Annotated in this window: 17 protein-coding genes and 7 tRNA genes; 15 read left to right on the top strand and 9 right to left on the bottom strand. The window is 41.4% G+C overall.

All coding sequences use genetic code 11. The features are described from left to right. Positions 1 to 24: 24 nt before the first annotated feature. The gene (gene syd, locus H5182_RS18595) at positions 25 to 564 is read left to right on the top strand and encodes a SecY-interacting protein (RefSeq protein ID WP_182731911.1); all 540 of its coding nucleotides are present in this window, start codon (positions 25 to 27) and stop codon (positions 562 to 564) included. 40 nt (positions 565 to 604) lie between these two features. Here syd and H5182_RS18590 read toward each other — a convergent pair whose 3' ends face one another. The 3 genes from H5182_RS18590 to H5182_RS18580 all read right to left on the bottom strand — a co-directional run bounded on the left by H5182_RS18590 (position 605) and on the right by H5182_RS18580 (position 1,982). Beyond that, on the bottom strand, positions 605 to 1,378 hold the full coding sequence (locus tag H5182_RS18590; RefSeq protein ID WP_182731912.1) for a Zn-ribbon-containing protein: 774 nt from the start codon (positions 1,376 to 1,378) through the stop codon (positions 605 to 607). 17 nt (positions 1,379 to 1,395) lie between these two features. Further along, positions 1,396 to 1,659: a hypothetical protein gene (locus H5182_RS18585; RefSeq protein ID WP_145241630.1), complete on the bottom strand. Its 264-nt coding sequence runs from the start codon at positions 1,657 to 1,659 to the stop codon at positions 1,396 to 1,398. Between the two features lie 89 nt (positions 1,660 to 1,748). Then, a complete protein-coding gene (locus H5182_RS18580) occupies positions 1,749 to 1,982 on the bottom strand; it encodes a DUF2789 domain-containing protein (protein WP_145241632.1) in 234 nt (77 codons plus the stop codon). 153 nt (positions 1,983 to 2,135) lie between these two features. Here H5182_RS18580 and H5182_RS18575 point away from each other — a divergent pair, with 153 nt between their 5' ends. Further along, complete coding sequence (locus tag H5182_RS18575) at positions 2,136 to 2,783, top strand: GNAT family N-acetyltransferase (RefSeq protein ID WP_145241634.1); 648 nt, start codon at positions 2,136 to 2,138, stop codon at positions 2,781 to 2,783. A gap of 732 nt (positions 2,784 to 3,515) precedes the next feature. On the opposite strand, the gene H5182_RS18570 is transcribed toward H5182_RS18575, so the two are convergent. After that, positions 3,516 to 3,815: a DUF3301 domain-containing protein gene (locus H5182_RS18570; RefSeq protein ID WP_145241637.1), complete on the bottom strand. Its 300-nt coding sequence runs from the start codon at positions 3,813 to 3,815 to the stop codon at positions 3,516 to 3,518. Then, complete coding sequence (locus H5182_RS18565; protein WP_182760427.1) at positions 3,816 to 4,844, bottom strand: DUF3549 family protein; 1,029 nt, start codon at positions 4,842 to 4,844, stop codon at positions 3,816 to 3,818. Positions 4,845 to 4,948: 104 nt separating this feature from the next. Here H5182_RS18565 and H5182_RS18560 point away from each other — a divergent pair, with 104 nt between their 5' ends. From H5182_RS18560 to H5182_RS18550, 3 genes are read left to right on the top strand one after another with little or no spacing between them, the layout of a single operon-like run. Next, positions 4,949 to 5,269, top strand: a complete 321-nt coding sequence (locus tag H5182_RS18560; protein WP_182731913.1) for a YqcC family protein — start codon at positions 4,949 to 4,951, stop codon at positions 5,267 to 5,269. Then, positions 5,262 to 6,026: a tRNA pseudouridine(65) synthase TruC gene (truC, locus tag H5182_RS18555; RefSeq protein ID WP_145241641.1), complete on the top strand. Its 765-nt coding sequence runs from the start codon at positions 5,262 to 5,264 to the stop codon at positions 6,024 to 6,026. Before H5182_RS18560 ends, truC begins: the two co-directional genes overlap by 8 nt. After that, entirely contained in the window at positions 6,026 to 6,475 is a 450-nt protein-coding gene (locus H5182_RS18550) for a flavodoxin (RefSeq protein ID WP_182731914.1), read from the top strand. Before truC ends, H5182_RS18550 begins: the two co-directional genes overlap by 1 nt. A 50-nt stretch (positions 6,476 to 6,525) precedes the next feature. Here H5182_RS18550 and H5182_RS18545 read toward each other — a convergent pair whose 3' ends face one another. Both H5182_RS18545 and gloB read right to left on the bottom strand, forming a co-directional pair. Beyond that, positions 6,526 to 8,112 (bottom strand): LysM peptidoglycan-binding domain-containing protein, encoded by a 1,587-nt coding sequence (locus H5182_RS18545; protein ID WP_182760426.1) that lies wholly within the window; start codon positions 8,110 to 8,112, stop codon positions 6,526 to 6,528. A 157-nt stretch (positions 8,113 to 8,269) separates the two neighbouring features. Then, a complete protein-coding gene (gloB, locus tag H5182_RS18540; RefSeq protein WP_145241647.1) occupies positions 8,270 to 9,055 on the bottom strand; it encodes a hydroxyacylglutathione hydrolase in 786 nt (261 codons plus the stop codon). A 52-nt stretch (positions 9,056 to 9,107) separates the two neighbouring features. Between gloB and H5182_RS18535 the strand changes: the two genes are divergently transcribed. Beyond that, positions 9,108 to 9,866, top strand: coding sequence for a class I SAM-dependent methyltransferase (locus H5182_RS18535; protein WP_145241649.1), 759 nt, complete (start codon positions 9,108 to 9,110; stop codon positions 9,864 to 9,866). Here H5182_RS18535 and H5182_RS18530 read toward each other — a convergent pair. Both H5182_RS18530 and rnhA read right to left on the bottom strand, forming a co-directional pair. Continuing rightward, positions 9,837 to 10,700: an MBL fold metallo-hydrolase gene (locus H5182_RS18530; protein ID WP_145241651.1), complete on the bottom strand. Its 864-nt coding sequence runs from the start codon at positions 10,698 to 10,700 to the stop codon at positions 9,837 to 9,839. The genes H5182_RS18535 and H5182_RS18530 overlap by 30 nt on opposite strands. Before the next feature lie 85 nt (positions 10,701 to 10,785). After that, complete coding sequence (rnhA, locus tag H5182_RS18525) at positions 10,786 to 11,253, bottom strand: ribonuclease HI (protein WP_145241653.1); 468 nt, start codon at positions 11,251 to 11,253, stop codon at positions 10,786 to 10,788. A 68-nt stretch (positions 11,254 to 11,321) separates the two neighbouring features. Between rnhA and dnaQ the strand changes: the two genes are divergently transcribed. From dnaQ to H5182_RS18480, 9 genes are all read left to right on the top strand, one after another. Next, on the top strand, positions 11,322 to 12,035 hold the full coding sequence (gene dnaQ, locus H5182_RS18520; protein ID WP_145241655.1) for a DNA polymerase III subunit epsilon: 714 nt from the start codon (positions 11,322 to 11,324) through the stop codon (positions 12,033 to 12,035). Positions 12,036 to 12,043: 8 nt separating this feature from the next. After that, the gene (locus H5182_RS18515; protein ID WP_149982935.1) at positions 12,044 to 13,420 is read left to right on the top strand and encodes a TIGR03503 family protein; all 1,377 of its coding nucleotides are present in this window, start codon (positions 12,044 to 12,046) and stop codon (positions 13,418 to 13,420) included. A 98-nt stretch (positions 13,421 to 13,518) separates the two neighbouring features. Further along, positions 13,519 to 13,595, top strand: a tRNA-Asp gene (locus H5182_RS18510). 27 nt (positions 13,596 to 13,622) lie between these two features. Further along, positions 13,623 to 13,699, top strand: a tRNA-Asp gene (locus tag H5182_RS18505). Positions 13,700 to 13,740: 41 nt separating this feature from the next. After that, positions 13,741 to 13,817: transfer RNA gene (locus H5182_RS18500), tRNA-Asp, on the top strand. Positions 13,818 to 13,848: 31 nt separating this feature from the next. Beyond that, positions 13,849 to 13,925: transfer RNA gene (locus tag H5182_RS18495), tRNA-Asp, on the top strand. 38 nt (positions 13,926 to 13,963) lie between these two features. Next, a tRNA-Asp gene (locus tag H5182_RS18490) sits at positions 13,964 to 14,040 on the top strand. Positions 14,041 to 14,077: 37 nt separating this feature from the next. Next, positions 14,078 to 14,154 (top strand) — tRNA-Asp (locus H5182_RS18485). A gap of 54 nt (positions 14,155 to 14,208) precedes the next feature. Continuing rightward, positions 14,209 to 14,285, top strand: a tRNA-Asp gene (locus H5182_RS18480). Positions 14,286 to 14,385: the final 100 nt, after the last annotated feature.

The following is a 14,385-nucleotide window of genomic DNA, read 5'->3' as shown; positions in this document are numbered from 1 at the left end:
CCTAAAGCTTATGAGTTTCACAGTATGAGTATTGCTACAGAATTAGAACAACTTCATCAACGATTTGCCCAGCGCCAGTTAGAGCAAACAGATTCATTACCATGTATTGAGCACGACAGTGATTGGTCAAGCCCTTGTGAGGTTGGCAGTGCGGATGCAAATGGTATGATCCAATGGCAGGCGACGCGTCGCAGTCCTACAGGCTCTTTAACTGATTTAGCAGCAGCCCTTGAGGTTGAGTTTCCACAAGCACTGAATGAGTATTATGGCGCGTTTTTCGCAGGAGCAATTACTGCCAAAATAAACCAACATAGCGTGGAGTTACTGCAAGCTTGGAATGAAGATGACTTTGATTTACTGCAGCAAAATATAACCGGGCATGTATTGATGAAGCGTAAGCTTAAGCAAGAGCCAACGGTATTTATAGGCTTAACGGATCAAGACGATTTATTAGTATCAGTATTAATTTCTTCAGGTGAAGTATGTTTGGAGTATGTCGGAAAGAAACCGCATCATACCTTAGCGGCTAATCTTGGAGAGTTTATTGCAGCACTTGAAATATAACAATGCTAAAAAAGGGAACTGCAGTTCCCTTTTGTTTTTATTACTGAAAATCCCACGATATATTAGACACTAAACCACATGGTTCACACCTAAAATCAAATAAGCCAAACCATGATTCAGGTAACTTCCAATCGTTATTACAGCCTGGGCATTTACGTTCAAGCTCAGATGCTTTGTCTTTGCCACCAACCCGATACAAATAATAATAAACTGGCTTTTTAGTTAAAAAGCTAACACGTTTGGCAATATCTTTACCGCGACGAGAAAGATCGCTATCAATGTTTGATATTTCATCTAATGCAGGAAATTCACAACGTGTTGCACCATTAATTTGAATTTGGTCGCAAGCTTGCCAGTCTTCTTGCCATTTTATTAAAGTTTTATAATCACCATTGGCAATAGCGGGTATTTTAAACAACGGAACGGGTAAAAAATCATCACCGCAATACAGCGGACTACATGTATGCACATAGGTTGTATATAAAATATAGCTGGACGGCTCATGACACTCATCTGCACCATTAGAGTGAATATCTTGGCCGATCACTTTTACTTTTGGTGCCAGCAATCCAGCGCTATGTAATTTATCAATGCTGTGTTTTACAAATGGACTGTTGTTGAGCGGGTGCATTGCATCATCAGTGGGACACATAACACGCGTTACAAAGTAGCCATCTTTTAATACTGTTGGGAATTCTTCTCCCATTATTTGCCCATTAAAGCGCAGTGCATTAACTAAGCGGTTTATCGCTTGTTCGGCATTTTCAAGGGTCGTGTCTTGGTAACAATCAAACGTTAAATCAACAACAAACATGATGGATCTCTAATTTATTATTTTTCAAGTAGTGCTAGTAAGCGGTCTAGTTTTGCTTCGATGCGATCAAGTTGACTAGAGTTATCTATAGTCTCACTTTTTTGCTGAGGTTGTTTTGCTAAATTATGGATAGAATCAGGGTTATTTTTATATTGGCTAACAGCAGCAATAATAACAGGCAATGGAATAGGTTGTGTCAGTTTACTTTTAGTTAAAGCTACAGTAGGAATTTTGCCTTCATCAAGAAGGGCTTTAATTGCATCAAAAACAACAGCATTCATTCGATTTTTAAACTCTTTAAAGTAAGGCATAGCACTAACATGTGCTGCGCCGGGTATAATAACAGGTGGTTGGCCGTAGCCAAATACTTTTACTGCTGACGTAAACGTACATCCAGTTCGTCAATCACTTCACTCCAATCACCATCTTCTGCTAATGATTCAGCAATAAAATGTTGTTGTGCTTGATCCCAAAAAGGGGCGTCTTGTAATAATGTTGTGGCGGGTAATGAATGAGCAGCAATGAAAGTGTCAATCTCAGCCTCTGAACTTGGTAAGCCGAGTTGTTTGAATAATGTATTGATATCGTGTTTAGTGGTATCCATGTCATGCTCCTTGATGGTAACAGTAAAACAGTTATAGAACTTTATGATGGGTTGTTAGAGTTTAACACCCGCTGAATTTGCCTTTTAACGCAGATAGGAATATACCTATAGTTGCTGATGTACAAAAAATCAAAATAATAAAAAGGACTAGCTATGACAGTTGAGACTGAAAATGAGACATTTCGAGTTCAATATATTGCTGCAGAAGACATTAGTATTGCTGCGAGCTTAATCTATCAAGCTTATCATGATGATCCGCTATTGCAACCAATGCTCAATTATAGTGAGGCGAATAAAGCCGTTTATGAAAAAAAATTACGTGCTCTGATCCGTGAAGAGCTCAGTACTTTTTGGCAAGAAAAACAGCCGCTGATTGGTTTATATAAAAATGATCGTTTAAAAGCGGTTGCGTGTGTATTCGAATCATCAAGTCAGCTGCAAGCACAGCGCTATTGGCACTGGCGTTTAAAGTTAATGCTTAGTGCTGGCTATTTGCAAACAAATCAATTAATTGAAAAAGAGCAAACGATCCGTAATGCGCTCGCAGCACAAGGAAACTACTATTTTTTAGCCTTTATTGCAGTTGATCCTCATTTTCATGGTGAAGGCCTCGGCCGTCATCTACTTCGTGGCTTGAATGATTTAGTTAGCGGTAATCCAGCTGCATCGGGTATGGCTGTATTTGTAACCCAAGATAAACATACCGCGTTTTTTGCCAGTGAAGGTTTTGTGCACTTACAACAACTGACTTTTAACAATGTACAAGGTGAACTGCTATTTAAATCAGCTCAACAGCATTGATTTAAGATAAAGCGCCATAATGGAAATGTCACTGTGAGAGATATCTTACATTATCGTGCGCTTAAGCCTTTTATATCGCTGTGATCATGATTGATTTCATCGTAACAAACTGTTTTATAGTAAAAAAATTTTTTTTGCAAATTTGTTACATGAAAATTATTATTATTTATGACTACCGCTGAGTCCACTTTGCTTTAAACTTTACTTTGTCAAGACGACACAGACTCAATGAATGAGCTGCTGCCAAGGAAACGGATTATGGCAATTAAGCAAGATGCTTAGCAGGAAGCAAATGGACAAGTTAACACGGATGCAAGGATGAGTTAGGACACTGCGAGGATGCAGTACATTAGCGGAGCTAATGATAAGGATAGCCCAAAGGATTATATTACAGGAAGTAATAGGAGCGTTTGGAAACGCAGGACGGCCAGGTAGGCAAAGAGGATAACACTAGGATGTGTAGGATATTGCATAGATGCAATGTGAGGGTGTATTTGGATATATACCCGTTCAGGGGATAGATAAAAATGGTAGCTTCGGCGTAGGTATGGATGCCTTATTATGGACGAAGTCAGATTGGGGCGTAACTATATGTTACGCCTTAGTTTTTTATAGTTAACGTAAAATGATTAAATATCAGTGTGCGCTGATAACTCGCTAACTTTCTAACTTGCTAACTCGCAAACTCGCTAACTTTCTAACTCGCAAACTTGCTAACTCACTAACTCACTACTAAATCTTATGCGGCGGCACTAAAACGCTTTTCAGCATTTCATTTTCCATAAATAACACCCCTTGATAAACGCTTTCACCATCACTGGAAAATTCAAAAATAAACTCGCTTTTGATACCAGGTTTGCCGCTTTTTAAAAGGCCAAAGCGGCGTTTAGTGCAGGCGACACTCATTAATTGCACTTGTAGCTGGTCGCTTTGACGTTTTGCGTGTGCGTTGGCAGCTTCAGCAACTTTACGATTAAGCCAAAAAAGATAAATCACACCACCAATGATAATGAATGTCCATAAACTTGCCATTTACGAGAATAACCTTCCAATTGCTCGCGCGAGGGTTTCGCTGCGATTTTCTTTGCGAAGTAAACCTAATAGGTGTGGTCGAATACTCGGTATTGCAACTAAGTCAGCAAAAATACTTGGGAAAAGCTCTTCAATTTGCTGATGGTGGGCGCAATTGTCCATAAAAATATGTAACCGCTCGGGATCAGTGAGCAAGTTAAAACAACGTCCTGCAATGGTCAGTAAAACATCCGATTCTGTGGCGATTTCTGAATCTAAAAGAGTATCCACTAATTGTACCGTAAGTGTTTGCGCTTGTGCTTTTGACATTGCACGTAGGGCACAACACAGTGCTAAGGTATCTTTTTGCGCAATGGCTTGCTGGGCGTAGCTTAACAACTGTTGACTAAATACCGGCGGTATTTCAACATGTTCAAGCATTGCGCTGAGCGGTTGTAACACTTCAGCTGGCAGTTGCTCCCAGGCTTGTTGTAATGACGCTAGATTTTTATCGCTATCTAAGCGTAATGCAAAATCAGCAATCCCCTGTACTGCAACACTTTGCCAATTATCAAACCCTAGTTTGCCACTAAAATACAGTTGGGTGTACTCATAATATTGTGAGGCAGGTTGTTTTAATAACACTTTTAACTGTGCATTAAATGCAGCTAGTTTATTTGCGTTAGGTGTAAACACATATGGGTTATTATCAAGCTTCCCGTCGGCTTGCTCGCCGGTCAAATCATTGCCAAGTGCTTCTATCACCATATTGGCAAAGTGATCGCGACTGGCGCATACCAGTTTGCTTTGCTCATCAACTGGAAACTTTAAAAACCACACGTAGGGCTCGCTACTGGCTTTGCTATCCCAAAACTGAATAGCTAACCATGCATTGCCTGCGAGCGGGTAAGGATAGGGGATCTGTGCTTGCTCAATGGCTAAAAATTGCTTTTTATCTAGCTTGGTAATATGTCTGCCAATATCAAAAGCGCGCCAATTTGTACCTGCGCCATCAAGTAATTGCCCTAAGGTTGCGATCTGCTCGGTCATAATGATCCACTGATTTTTTACTGCAAAATTCGTTAAATTATACGCCATAGCAGGCCATGTGGGAACAGGGTATAATCAAGCAATGATAATCAACAAGGGTGGTTATGTACCAACAGACCCAAACTTACTTAACGCAACTCGAAGACTTATTAAAACAGCATCAACTTTGGCAAAATACTCCAATTGATCCGCAAGCGTTAAACTCAACAGTGCCATTTTGTCACGATACTATGGCGTTTGAGCAGTGGTTACAATTTGTATTTATTGAAAAAATGCAAATGTTAGTTGCTAAACAGCAGCCGTTACCGAGTAATTTTGCAATTGCACCGATGGCTGAGTTAATGCTTACTGAAAAGGCTGGAGGCGATGCCATCATCGCGTTACTCACAGAGTTTGATAATGTACTAGGAAGCAGCCATGAGTGAACGCCCTGAGCCAATTGAATTTGCTGAGCTTGAAATTTTATACCGTGATGAAAACTATATCGCAATTAATAAGCCTTCTGGTTTATTAGTACACAGATCATTTTTAGATAAACATGAAACACAATTTGCGATGCAGATGCTGCGCGATCAAATTGGCCAGCATGTGTTCCCTGTGCATCGTTTAGATAGGCCTACATCGGGCGTCTTACTGTTTGCATTGAGCTCTGAAGCTGCACGGGACATTAATCAGTTATTTATTGATAATCAAATCTCTAAACGCTATCTCGCGTTAGTGCGTGGTTTTGCGCCGGAGTCGGTGTTTTTAGATAAGCCACTAAAAGAACAGCTGGATAAAATTGCGGATAAGTTTGCTGATCAAAATAAAGCCCCACAAGAGGCACAAACTCTGTTTAACTGCTTGCAGCAAGCAACGTTACCGATACCAATTGATAAATACCCAACAGTGCGCTATTCGCTGGTGGAGTGCTTTCCTAAAACTGGTCGTAAGCATCAAATCCGCCGTCACTTAAAACATTTATCACTGCCTATAATTGGTGATGTTAATCATGGTGATAATCAGCATAACCAATTTTTTAGAGAGCATTTTGCATTACGTCGATTAATGTTATTTGCAACTGAGCTTAATTTTGTGCACCCTTATACTCAACAACAGATCAATATTAAAGCGCCGCTAGGTGAAGAAATGCTCACTATTTGTCAACAGCTTGGCTGGCCACATCAAGAGAGGGATTATTAATGGCAACGATTAGCATATTTGTAGGCAGTGTATATGGCGGTGCCGAGCGTTTAAGTGACGAAGTTATTGACGCAATAGAACAAGCAGGGCACAGCGTAAATTTAGTCGATCAACCAACCATTGCAGATATTCAACAAGCCACACATATTTTAGTTATCACTTCAACTACCGGGCAAGGTGATATTCCTGACAACCTTGCTGGTTTTTTTAACGAGTTGAATAGCACTTTTCCTATGTTAACTGCTAAGCCATACGGTATTATCGCTATGGGCGACCGAAGTTATGGTGATACGTTTTGTGGTGCAGGGCGAAGTTTTGATGAGTTATTTCGTGACTTACAAGCACAACCTATCGGCCATCGTTTAGAAATTGATGCCTGTGAAGATTTTGAACCTTGGCCAGTAACTCAGCCATGGCTCCAAGAGTGGTTAGCTAAGTTACCTCATTAGACAATAAAAAAGAGCGAAAACGCTCTTTTTTATTGTCTGTATTATTTCGCTTAGGTGCTTTTTACGTCCACTTTAAGCTTTAACTTTTGCCCTGGTTGTAAGTACTTTTGTCCTGCTAAGTTATTCCATTTGATAATATCGTTTACTGTTAAGTTAAACTTAGCTGCGATGCGAGCCAGAGAGTCACCACGGCGAACTTTATAGGTGATTGTCCGCTCGGTACTGACTAACGCCGTCTTAGGGGTCTTAGGGCTCTGATAAACCGTTAACTTTTGGCCTAAACGTAATACACTATTCTTTTTAAGTTTATTCCAGCTAGCGAGTTCATTAATGGTTACATCGTACTCTCGGCTTATATCCCATAAAGTGTCGCCACTTTTAACCGTATGAGACAGTTTCTTTTGACTATTGTTATTCACCGCCATACGCATTTGTTTTGGTAGGTGTTCGCTATTAATTGCACCGTCACTTAACGGCACTAATAATTGCTGACCAATACGAATGGTATTTGACTTTAGTTTATTGAGTGATTTGATAGCGCTGGTGCTGGTGGCAAACTTCTTCGCAATTACCGATAAGCTGTCACCGCTTGCGACAATATACTGTTGCCAACGCAGACGATCTTTCATCGCTGTTTTAGCTAATAACTGTTGAAACTGCTCAATTTTGTCTGTTGGTAATAATAAAAAGTGAGGACCATTTGGATCCGTTGCCCAGCGATTAAAGCCAGGATTTAAACGATACAATTCAGTCAGGCTAATGTCAGCCATATCCGCAGCAAGTGCTAAATCAATTTGTGAACCTATATCAACGGCTTCAACAACTTGTGCATTGATAATCGGGTTCCACTTTACCCCAAAGTCATCTTGGCGTTTTAGTAAATCTGATAATGCTAATAGCTTTGGCACATAGGCGGTGGTTTCACTTGGTAAATCAAGAGACCAAAAATCAGTAGGCAAGTGCTTTTTACGGTTCTTTTTTATGGCGCGTAATAAACGCCCTTCACCTGAGTTATAGGCCGCAATGGCGTTGAGCCAATCACCCTCTAAGGTTTTATGTAAATAAGATAGATAATCAAGCGCCGCACGGGTTGATTGTACAATGTCACGACGACCGTCGTACCACCAGTTTTGCTTTAAATCAAAACGCTCACCAGTTTGTGGCATAAATTGCCAAATACCCGATGCACTTCGGTATGAGTAGCCAAACGGGTCAAAGGCACTTTCAACAATAGGCAGTAATGCTATTTCAATTGGCATATCACGCTTTTCAACTTCTTCTACAATAAAATGTAGATAAGGTTCCGCGCGTTTTGAGATGCGATCTAGATAAGCTTGATGTTTAGCATAATAATTACGCTCAGTGACAACTGGGCGATTTTGCGGCACTTCAATTGATAATTGGTAACGAATTCGCTCCCACACATCATCAAAAACGGGTGGTGCATCATCCAAGTCGTTAACTTGTTGGTATTGTGCATTGATCATCAATGCTTCACTGATATCGTGTGGGCTGGCGCCATTAAGTTGTGGCTGCTCTGCTTGATTGACGATAGCGTCATCAGATTGTGTTGATGTCAAGGTTTGACAACCACTTAGCACTAAAGCCAAGGCTAAAACGAGGGGGGATTTATTCATAAATACCAATACATCAGGTAAAAAACTCGGCGAATACTACCCGTTATGAGTCGGTATTACCACTTTATGACCGTTTAAAATATGCAACAATGCCGCTGTTTACCAGCTAACTAAATAATCTGCTTAGATTTATTAACTACAGGGCAGGTTTATTATATTAAAAATGATCTTTCCAGGTTCTCAGACCTGCGAAGTTTTGCCAAGGTTCAGTTTTTTGTGCTGAGTTTTTTCTGAGTCCTTTAAATTGTGCTGGCAATAGCGTGGTAATGCTTGGCAGCTCGCTACGCATAAACGGGTTTATTTTTAACTCTTGCCCTAAAGTACTCGGCAAAGTGATTAAGTCGTTGTTACGTTGCTCGTCAACCCAGTGTGAATAGTTGAGCAAGTCTTGATTATCCGGTTCAACGGCTAATGCAAATGCTAAGTTAGCTTGGGTGTATTCGTGAGTACAATAAATTTTACAATCATGCGGTAGCGCTTTTAGTTTGTTAAATGAGTGGTACATTTGCTCTGCTGTTCCTTCAAATAAGCGTCCGCAACCACCACTGAATAATGTATCGCCAGTAAAAGCGAGAGCAGGGTGGGTATAGCAAATATGATCTAAGGTATGTCCAGGTGTTGTTATGATTGAAAATTCTGTCCCAAGTACGGTTATCTTATCCGCGTCCATTAATGGTTTTGTGATCCCTTTAAATGGACTATTGTGTGGGCCATATACATCAATGCCCACAAATTTTTCACACAAAGCGGCTACGCCATCAGTATGATCATAATGATGATGGGTAACTAAAATACCCGCTAAGGTCAAACCAGCTTGGTTTAAATAAGTTAACACTGGTTCAGCTTGACCTGGGTCAACTACCCATGCTTGCGAACTTGTAGGATCGCTAAGGCACCAAATGTAATTATCAGAAAAGGCTTTAATTGCTTTGACTTGCACCATGTGACATTGCTCTATAAAGTGACGATATCAAACAGTATAACGAGCTCAGCGTATGAAACCAGCCCTTAGTTTTCAAGAAGGACCCAAACCACTGTCGTGGCAAGAGTTTCCTCATGGTGACTATTTACGTAGTGATATAGAACGTAAAATGGCCAAGTGGTTACCGCGGATGTTTGGCTATCACATGTTAAAACTCGGTAATCTCAGTGGCGAACTTAATACCAGTAAAAGTACCATTAAACACCAAGTCTGCGTAGCAGAGTCAGGACCATTTACAGGTGTTGTTGCCGATATAGATGAACTCCCTTTTTACGAGCACAGTGTTGATGCCTGTATATTAAGTCATTGCTTAGAGTATCACACCGATCCGCATCATATATTACGTGAAGCACACCGCACCTTAATACCAGGTGGCTATATGGTGATCACCGGGTTTAACCCATTTAGTTTATGTGGACTTGCGCAGTTGTTGCCCTTTAGCGGTCAAAAGTTGCCATGGACGGGACGCTTTTTCACTCCCGCACGGGTAAAAGATTGGCTTAACCTATTAGGTTTTGAAATAGTCAGTGATGAACGTTTTATTTATTCGTCATTAGCACGAGGCAACCGTTTATCGCGGTTTGCGCCATGGCGACGTTTTACCAAGCAATATCTAAAACCCATGGGAAGTGTGTATATGTTGGTCGCTCGTAAACGAGTTGCGCCTTTGACACCCATAAAGCCTAAATGGCACGCTCGTCCACAGTTTGCTCCAGTAAAAGGAGCTGGTTTACGGCAAACCTCAAAGCAACACTGTGAGCGGAAGCGTTAAATAACGCTGACTGTTTTGCTGTGCTTTTGGTAATTGGCCTGCGCGAATATTCATTTGTATTGCTGGGTGCAATAATTTAGGTGCACTGAGTGTTGCATCACGGGCGCTACGGGTTGTTATGTAATCTTGCTCAGAGGCTTGTAGATGAATATTACTGGTGCGCTGCTCGAGTACCGATGTTTTATTGGCAAGTGGGCGATCACCCGGCTGATAGTCGTGGCACATCCATAAAATAGTTTCATCGGGCAGGGCTAAAATACGTTGCAGTGACTGATAAAGCGTTTTGGCACTGCCACCTGGGAAATCACAGCGTGCAGTACCGCTATCGGGCATAAAAAATGTGTCACCAACAAACAAGTTGCCTTCAATTAAATAACACACACTGTCTGGAGTATGGCCTGGAGTCGCTAATACAGTAACCTTGTGTGCGCCCAGTGCAAAATGCTCGTTATCAGTAAATAGCTGTTCAAATGGGCTGCCATCACATGGCATATTAATATTATACAGGCGGCTAAAATGTTCTTGCACTTGTATTATTTTTTTACCCGTTGCTAACTTGCAAGGATGATATGTCGCAAGTTGCTGCTTTATATAACTGGCGGCAGTAATGTGATCTGCATGGGCGTGGCTTTCTAAAACCCACTCAAGAATAAGTTGGTTATCGTTTATATGGGCAATGATCTCGTCGGCGGTTTGAAAACTTAACGTACAGCTAGCAGCATCAAAGTCAGCAGGGGCATCGATCAACATGGCAGATTTAGTGGTTTGGCAAGACACTAAATAAGTAAAGGTAGCACTTTGCTGATGAAAAAAAGACTCGATCGAGATAGCCATTTAACAACTCCATTATTTAATATATCCAAATCTTATATCATATAACTAAGTTGTTAAATGGTTTATGATGAATTACCTACTAATATTATTCAGGGTTGTAACCTTCATCGACTAATAAATCTTTACTGCCAGCGGCATCACGCGCCAAATCATCAACAATTTCATTGTATTTATTGCCGCTATGACCTTTTACCCACTTCCAAGTCACATTATGACGGGCGCAGGCTGCATCAAGACGCTGCCATAAATCGACATTTTTAACTGGTTTTTTAGCAGCCGTTTTCCAGCCTCGCTTCTTCCAGTTAGCAAGCCATGATTCAATACCTTGTTTCACGTATTGGCTGTCGGTGGTGAGGTTTATCTCACACGGGCGGTTTAAACTCTCAAGAGCAACAATTGCTGCGAGCATTTCCATTCGATTATTGGTGGTGAGGGTATAGCCTTGGCTTAATTTTTTTTCGTGGTCATTATAAAACATAAAAATACCATAACCGCCGGGGCCCGGATTACCTAAACATGAGCCATCGGTGTAAATCTCTACGGTTTTTTGCACTGTTTTCCCTTGATCTTATGTACAATAAAGTGATTATAGAAAGATACCAGAGTCAGGCTAAATTCGATATGGCACGTAGACAAATAGTTTTAGATACAGAAACCACCGGCATCGACCCTAAGCAAGGGCATCGTATTATTGAAATTGGCTGTGTGGAATTAGTGAATCGTCGTTTAACCGGCAATAACTTTCACGTTTATATCAACCCACAGCGCAAAAGTGACGAAGAAGCCATTGATGTTCATGGTATCACTAATGAGTTTTTACGTGATAAACCGTTATTCCATCAAATAGCTCAAGAGTTTCTCGACTATATTAGAGGGGCGGAGCTGGTAATTCATAATGCGCCGTTCGATGTCGGTCATATGGATAATGAATTTGCGTTGCTCAATCAAGGTTATCAAAAAACCCATGATTACTGCCAAGTTCTCGACACCCTCAAAATGGCGCGTGACTTGCATCCAGGACAGAAGAATAACTTAGATGCGTTATGCCGGCGTTATGATGTAGATAACGCTAAGCGTACCTTACACGGCGCACTACTGGATTCTGAGATCTTAGCTGACGTTTATTTAGCGATGACGGGGGGGCAGGTAAAGCTCAATCTTAATCAAAATAAAAATCAAGGCAGTGAGCAACAACAAAAAGAACTGCGTCGTTTAGATTCAAACCGTCCACCGCTGGTGGTCTTACAAGCCAATAATGATGAGCAACTCGCTCACGAAGAGCGATTAAATATAGTCAACGAAGCCGGTGGTCAATGTATATGGCGCGCCGAATAAGGCAAAACATGAGAAGCATAATGTTAGTTGTGTGTTTGGTTATGATGTTACCAAACACCAGCAGTGCAACAAATGAAGATAAAATAACCTTACTGCAGCGCGATGGGCGGCAAAATGAAATTCCTTTACTGGAAAATCGTTTTCGTATTGATTATAAAGTTGACGAAATCACCTTATTATTTTTTCGCAAGCCCGGTGCACCAGCAGTGGTATTGGTAAAACCCGATGGCAGTAAATATTATGCAACCTCGGCGAGAAAAGATGACAACCTACAATGGTTTGATGAGCTAAGTTATGATCTGATTACTATTAAGCAGCCAATGCCTGGGCCTTGGCAGGTCGTTGGTAGTATTTTGCCGAAAAGCCGGATTGTGGTGTTAGGAGAAGTAGAATTACAAGCCGAACCATTACCCCCATTACTGTTTCGTGGCGAAACAGTTAAAATTACAGGGCAAATACTAAATGATGGTGAGCCGATTCAAGTGGGCTTGTTTCGGGATGTGGTCAGTTTAAATGTTGACTTTATTAGCACCAATAACAGTGACTTTGCAAACTTTGGCGCTGGCACTCAGAATGTTGCTGAATTTAAAGACGATGGCCGTGGTTTCGATGAGCGCCCTAAAGATGGTATTTTTACCGGTGAATTTAAATTAGTTTTCCCAGCCGGACAATGGCGACCAGAGCTATATATTGAAACCCCATTATTAAAGCGCACCGTCGTGCAAGATCTTATCGAAGTTAAAGAACCCCCCTTTAGTTATGAAATCGCCTTAGCCGAAGATGACCTGCAAGAACATCAATTAACCATTACCCTCGATAACCAAATAGTGCAACCAGATACGGTATTGATCCAAGGTAAAATTTATTACCCCAATAATGAAGAGCAAATGTTTACGCTTGATGCTAAAAACAGTTTGACCCGTCAGCTGACGATTAAAAATTATGATTGGGGGCGATACAGTATTGAACTGTCTGTTTTTGGTACTAATGTTAATGGGCGCGAATTTATGGCGACTTTACCGACCTATAAATTTGAAATAGAACGACCAATAGAAGTGGTGCCTGAATTACCAGAACCAATTATTACCCCAGCACAGCAACAAGAAATAGAAAGAGTTGCTAAGGAAGCCGAATCAATGGCAACAATTACATTTATTAGTTTAATTGTTGGCGGGAATTTACTGGTTTTGCTGTTGGGTTGGTTAGCAATTCGTGTATTTGTGCAGAAAAAATCAATCATGCCGAAAATCAACTTACCATTTTTGAAGAAAAAAACAGCAGTTGAAAATGAGCCGCAAAGTAATGAAAAAAAAGAACTCGACAAAAATGGTTCAAAAAGTGATAGATCCGGTGAAATTTTAAACCTTTCGATGTCAGATGACTAAAAAACCTGTAAAAAAACAAAAAAGCCCTTGACGAAGTAGGGGTTGGTTCGTATTATTCACGCCGCTGTCAGGGGAGACTCAGACAGCAACGAAAATGTGGAGTGGTAGTTCAGTTGGTTAGAATACCGGCCTGTCACGCCGGGGGTCGCGGGTTCGAGTCCCGTCCACTCCGCCAATTTTCGACAATTTGTAAGTAGACGCTGGAGTGGTAGTTCAGTTGGTTAGAATACCGGCCTGTCACGCCGGGGGTCGCGGGTTCGAGTCCCGTCCACTCCGCCAACACTTACACAACATATGGTTGTAAAACATATTCTTATTATGGAGTGGTAGTTCAGTTGGTTAGAATACCGGCCTGTCACGCCGGGGGTCGCGGGTTCGAGTCCCGTCCACTCCGCCAATAAGAAAAAATAACAGTTTAAATATGCGCTGGAGTGGTAGTTCAGTTGGTTAGAATACCGGCCTGTCACGCCGGGGGTCGCGGGTTCGAGTCCCGTCCACTCCGCCAACTATTTAAACAATGTTATATTACAAAATTTGTATGCTGGAGTGGTAGTTCAGTTGGTTAGAATACCGGCCTGTCACGCCGGGGGTCGCGGGTTCGAGTCCCGTCCACTCCGCCAACAAATTAAGTAATAACAAGTATAATGATATCTCTGCGGAGTGGTAGTTCAGTTGGTTAGAATACCGGCCTGTCACGCCGGGGGTCGCGGGTTCGAGTCCCGTCCACTCCGCCACTTGATATCAGTAATAAAATTAGTAAGTGCATTACCCCATGCACATACCACTGCGGAGTGGTAGTTCAGTTGGTTAGAATACCGGCCTGTCACGCCGGGGGTCGCGGGTTCGAGTCCCGTCCACTCCGCCACTTGTTATTTCCTCAATAATAAGTTTATAAAGTCCTTGTATACCTATTGCAATAAAACATACTTTGGCTATCAGCTATCAGCTATCAGCTATCAGCTATC

The sequence above is a fragment of the Pseudoalteromonas sp. SG44-17 genome, from assembly GCF_014164235.1.
Taxonomy (GTDB): Bacteria; Pseudomonadota; Gammaproteobacteria; order Enterobacterales; family Alteromonadaceae; genus Pseudoalteromonas; species Pseudoalteromonas rhizosphaerae.
Note: the sequence above shows the minus strand (reverse complement) of the source record. Positions and strands in the feature narration are given on the sequence as shown.

Excerpts from the sequence above, each read along its gene's own strand:
- H5182_RS18585 (WP_145241630.1), bottom strand. The coding sequence starts at position 1,659 with ATGAATGCTGTTGTTTTTGATGCAATTAAAGCCCTTCTTGATGAAGGC.
- syd (WP_182731911.1), top strand. The coding sequence starts at position 25 with ATGAGTATTGCTACAGAATTAGAACAACTTCATCAACGATTTGCCCAG.
- H5182_RS18535 (WP_145241649.1), top strand. The coding sequence starts at position 9,108 with ATGAAACCAGCCCTTAGTTTTCAAGAAGGACCCAAACCACTGTCGTGG.
- H5182_RS18570 (WP_145241637.1), bottom strand. The coding sequence starts at position 3,815 with ATGGCAAGTTTATGGACATTCATTATCATTGGTGGTGTGATTTATCTT.
- truC (WP_145241641.1), top strand. The coding sequence starts at position 5,262 with ATGAGTGAACGCCCTGAGCCAATTGAATTTGCTGAGCTTGAAATTTTA.
- H5182_RS18580 (WP_145241632.1), bottom strand. The coding sequence starts at position 1,982 with ATGGATACCACTAAACACGATATCAATACATTATTCAAACAACTCGGC.
- H5182_RS18530 (WP_145241651.1), bottom strand. The coding sequence starts at position 10,700 with ATGGCTATCTCGATCGAGTCTTTTTTTCATCAGCAAAGTGCTACCTTT.
- H5182_RS18565 (WP_182760427.1), bottom strand. The coding sequence starts at position 4,844 with ATGACCGAGCAGATCGCAACCTTAGGGCAATTACTTGATGGCGCAGGT.
- H5182_RS18515 (WP_149982935.1), top strand. The coding sequence starts at position 12,044 with ATGAGAAGCATAATGTTAGTTGTGTGTTTGGTTATGATGTTACCAAAC.
- H5182_RS18575 (WP_145241634.1), top strand. The coding sequence starts at position 2,136 with ATGACAGTTGAGACTGAAAATGAGACATTTCGAGTTCAATATATTGCT.
- H5182_RS18550 (WP_182731914.1), top strand. The coding sequence starts at position 6,026 with ATGGCAACGATTAGCATATTTGTAGGCAGTGTATATGGCGGTGCCGAG.
- gloB (WP_145241647.1), bottom strand. The coding sequence starts at position 9,055 with ATGGTGCAAGTCAAAGCAATTAAAGCCTTTTCTGATAATTACATTTGG.
- dnaQ (WP_145241655.1), top strand. The coding sequence starts at position 11,322 with ATGGCACGTAGACAAATAGTTTTAGATACAGAAACCACCGGCATCGAC.
- H5182_RS18560 (WP_182731913.1), top strand. The coding sequence starts at position 4,949 with ATGTACCAACAGACCCAAACTTACTTAACGCAACTCGAAGACTTATTA.
- H5182_RS18590 (WP_182731912.1), bottom strand. The coding sequence starts at position 1,378 with ATGTTTGTTGTTGATTTAACGTTTGATTGTTACCAAGACACGACCCTT.
- H5182_RS18545 (WP_182760426.1), bottom strand. The coding sequence starts at position 8,112 with ATGAATAAATCCCCCCTCGTTTTAGCCTTGGCTTTAGTGCTAAGTGGT.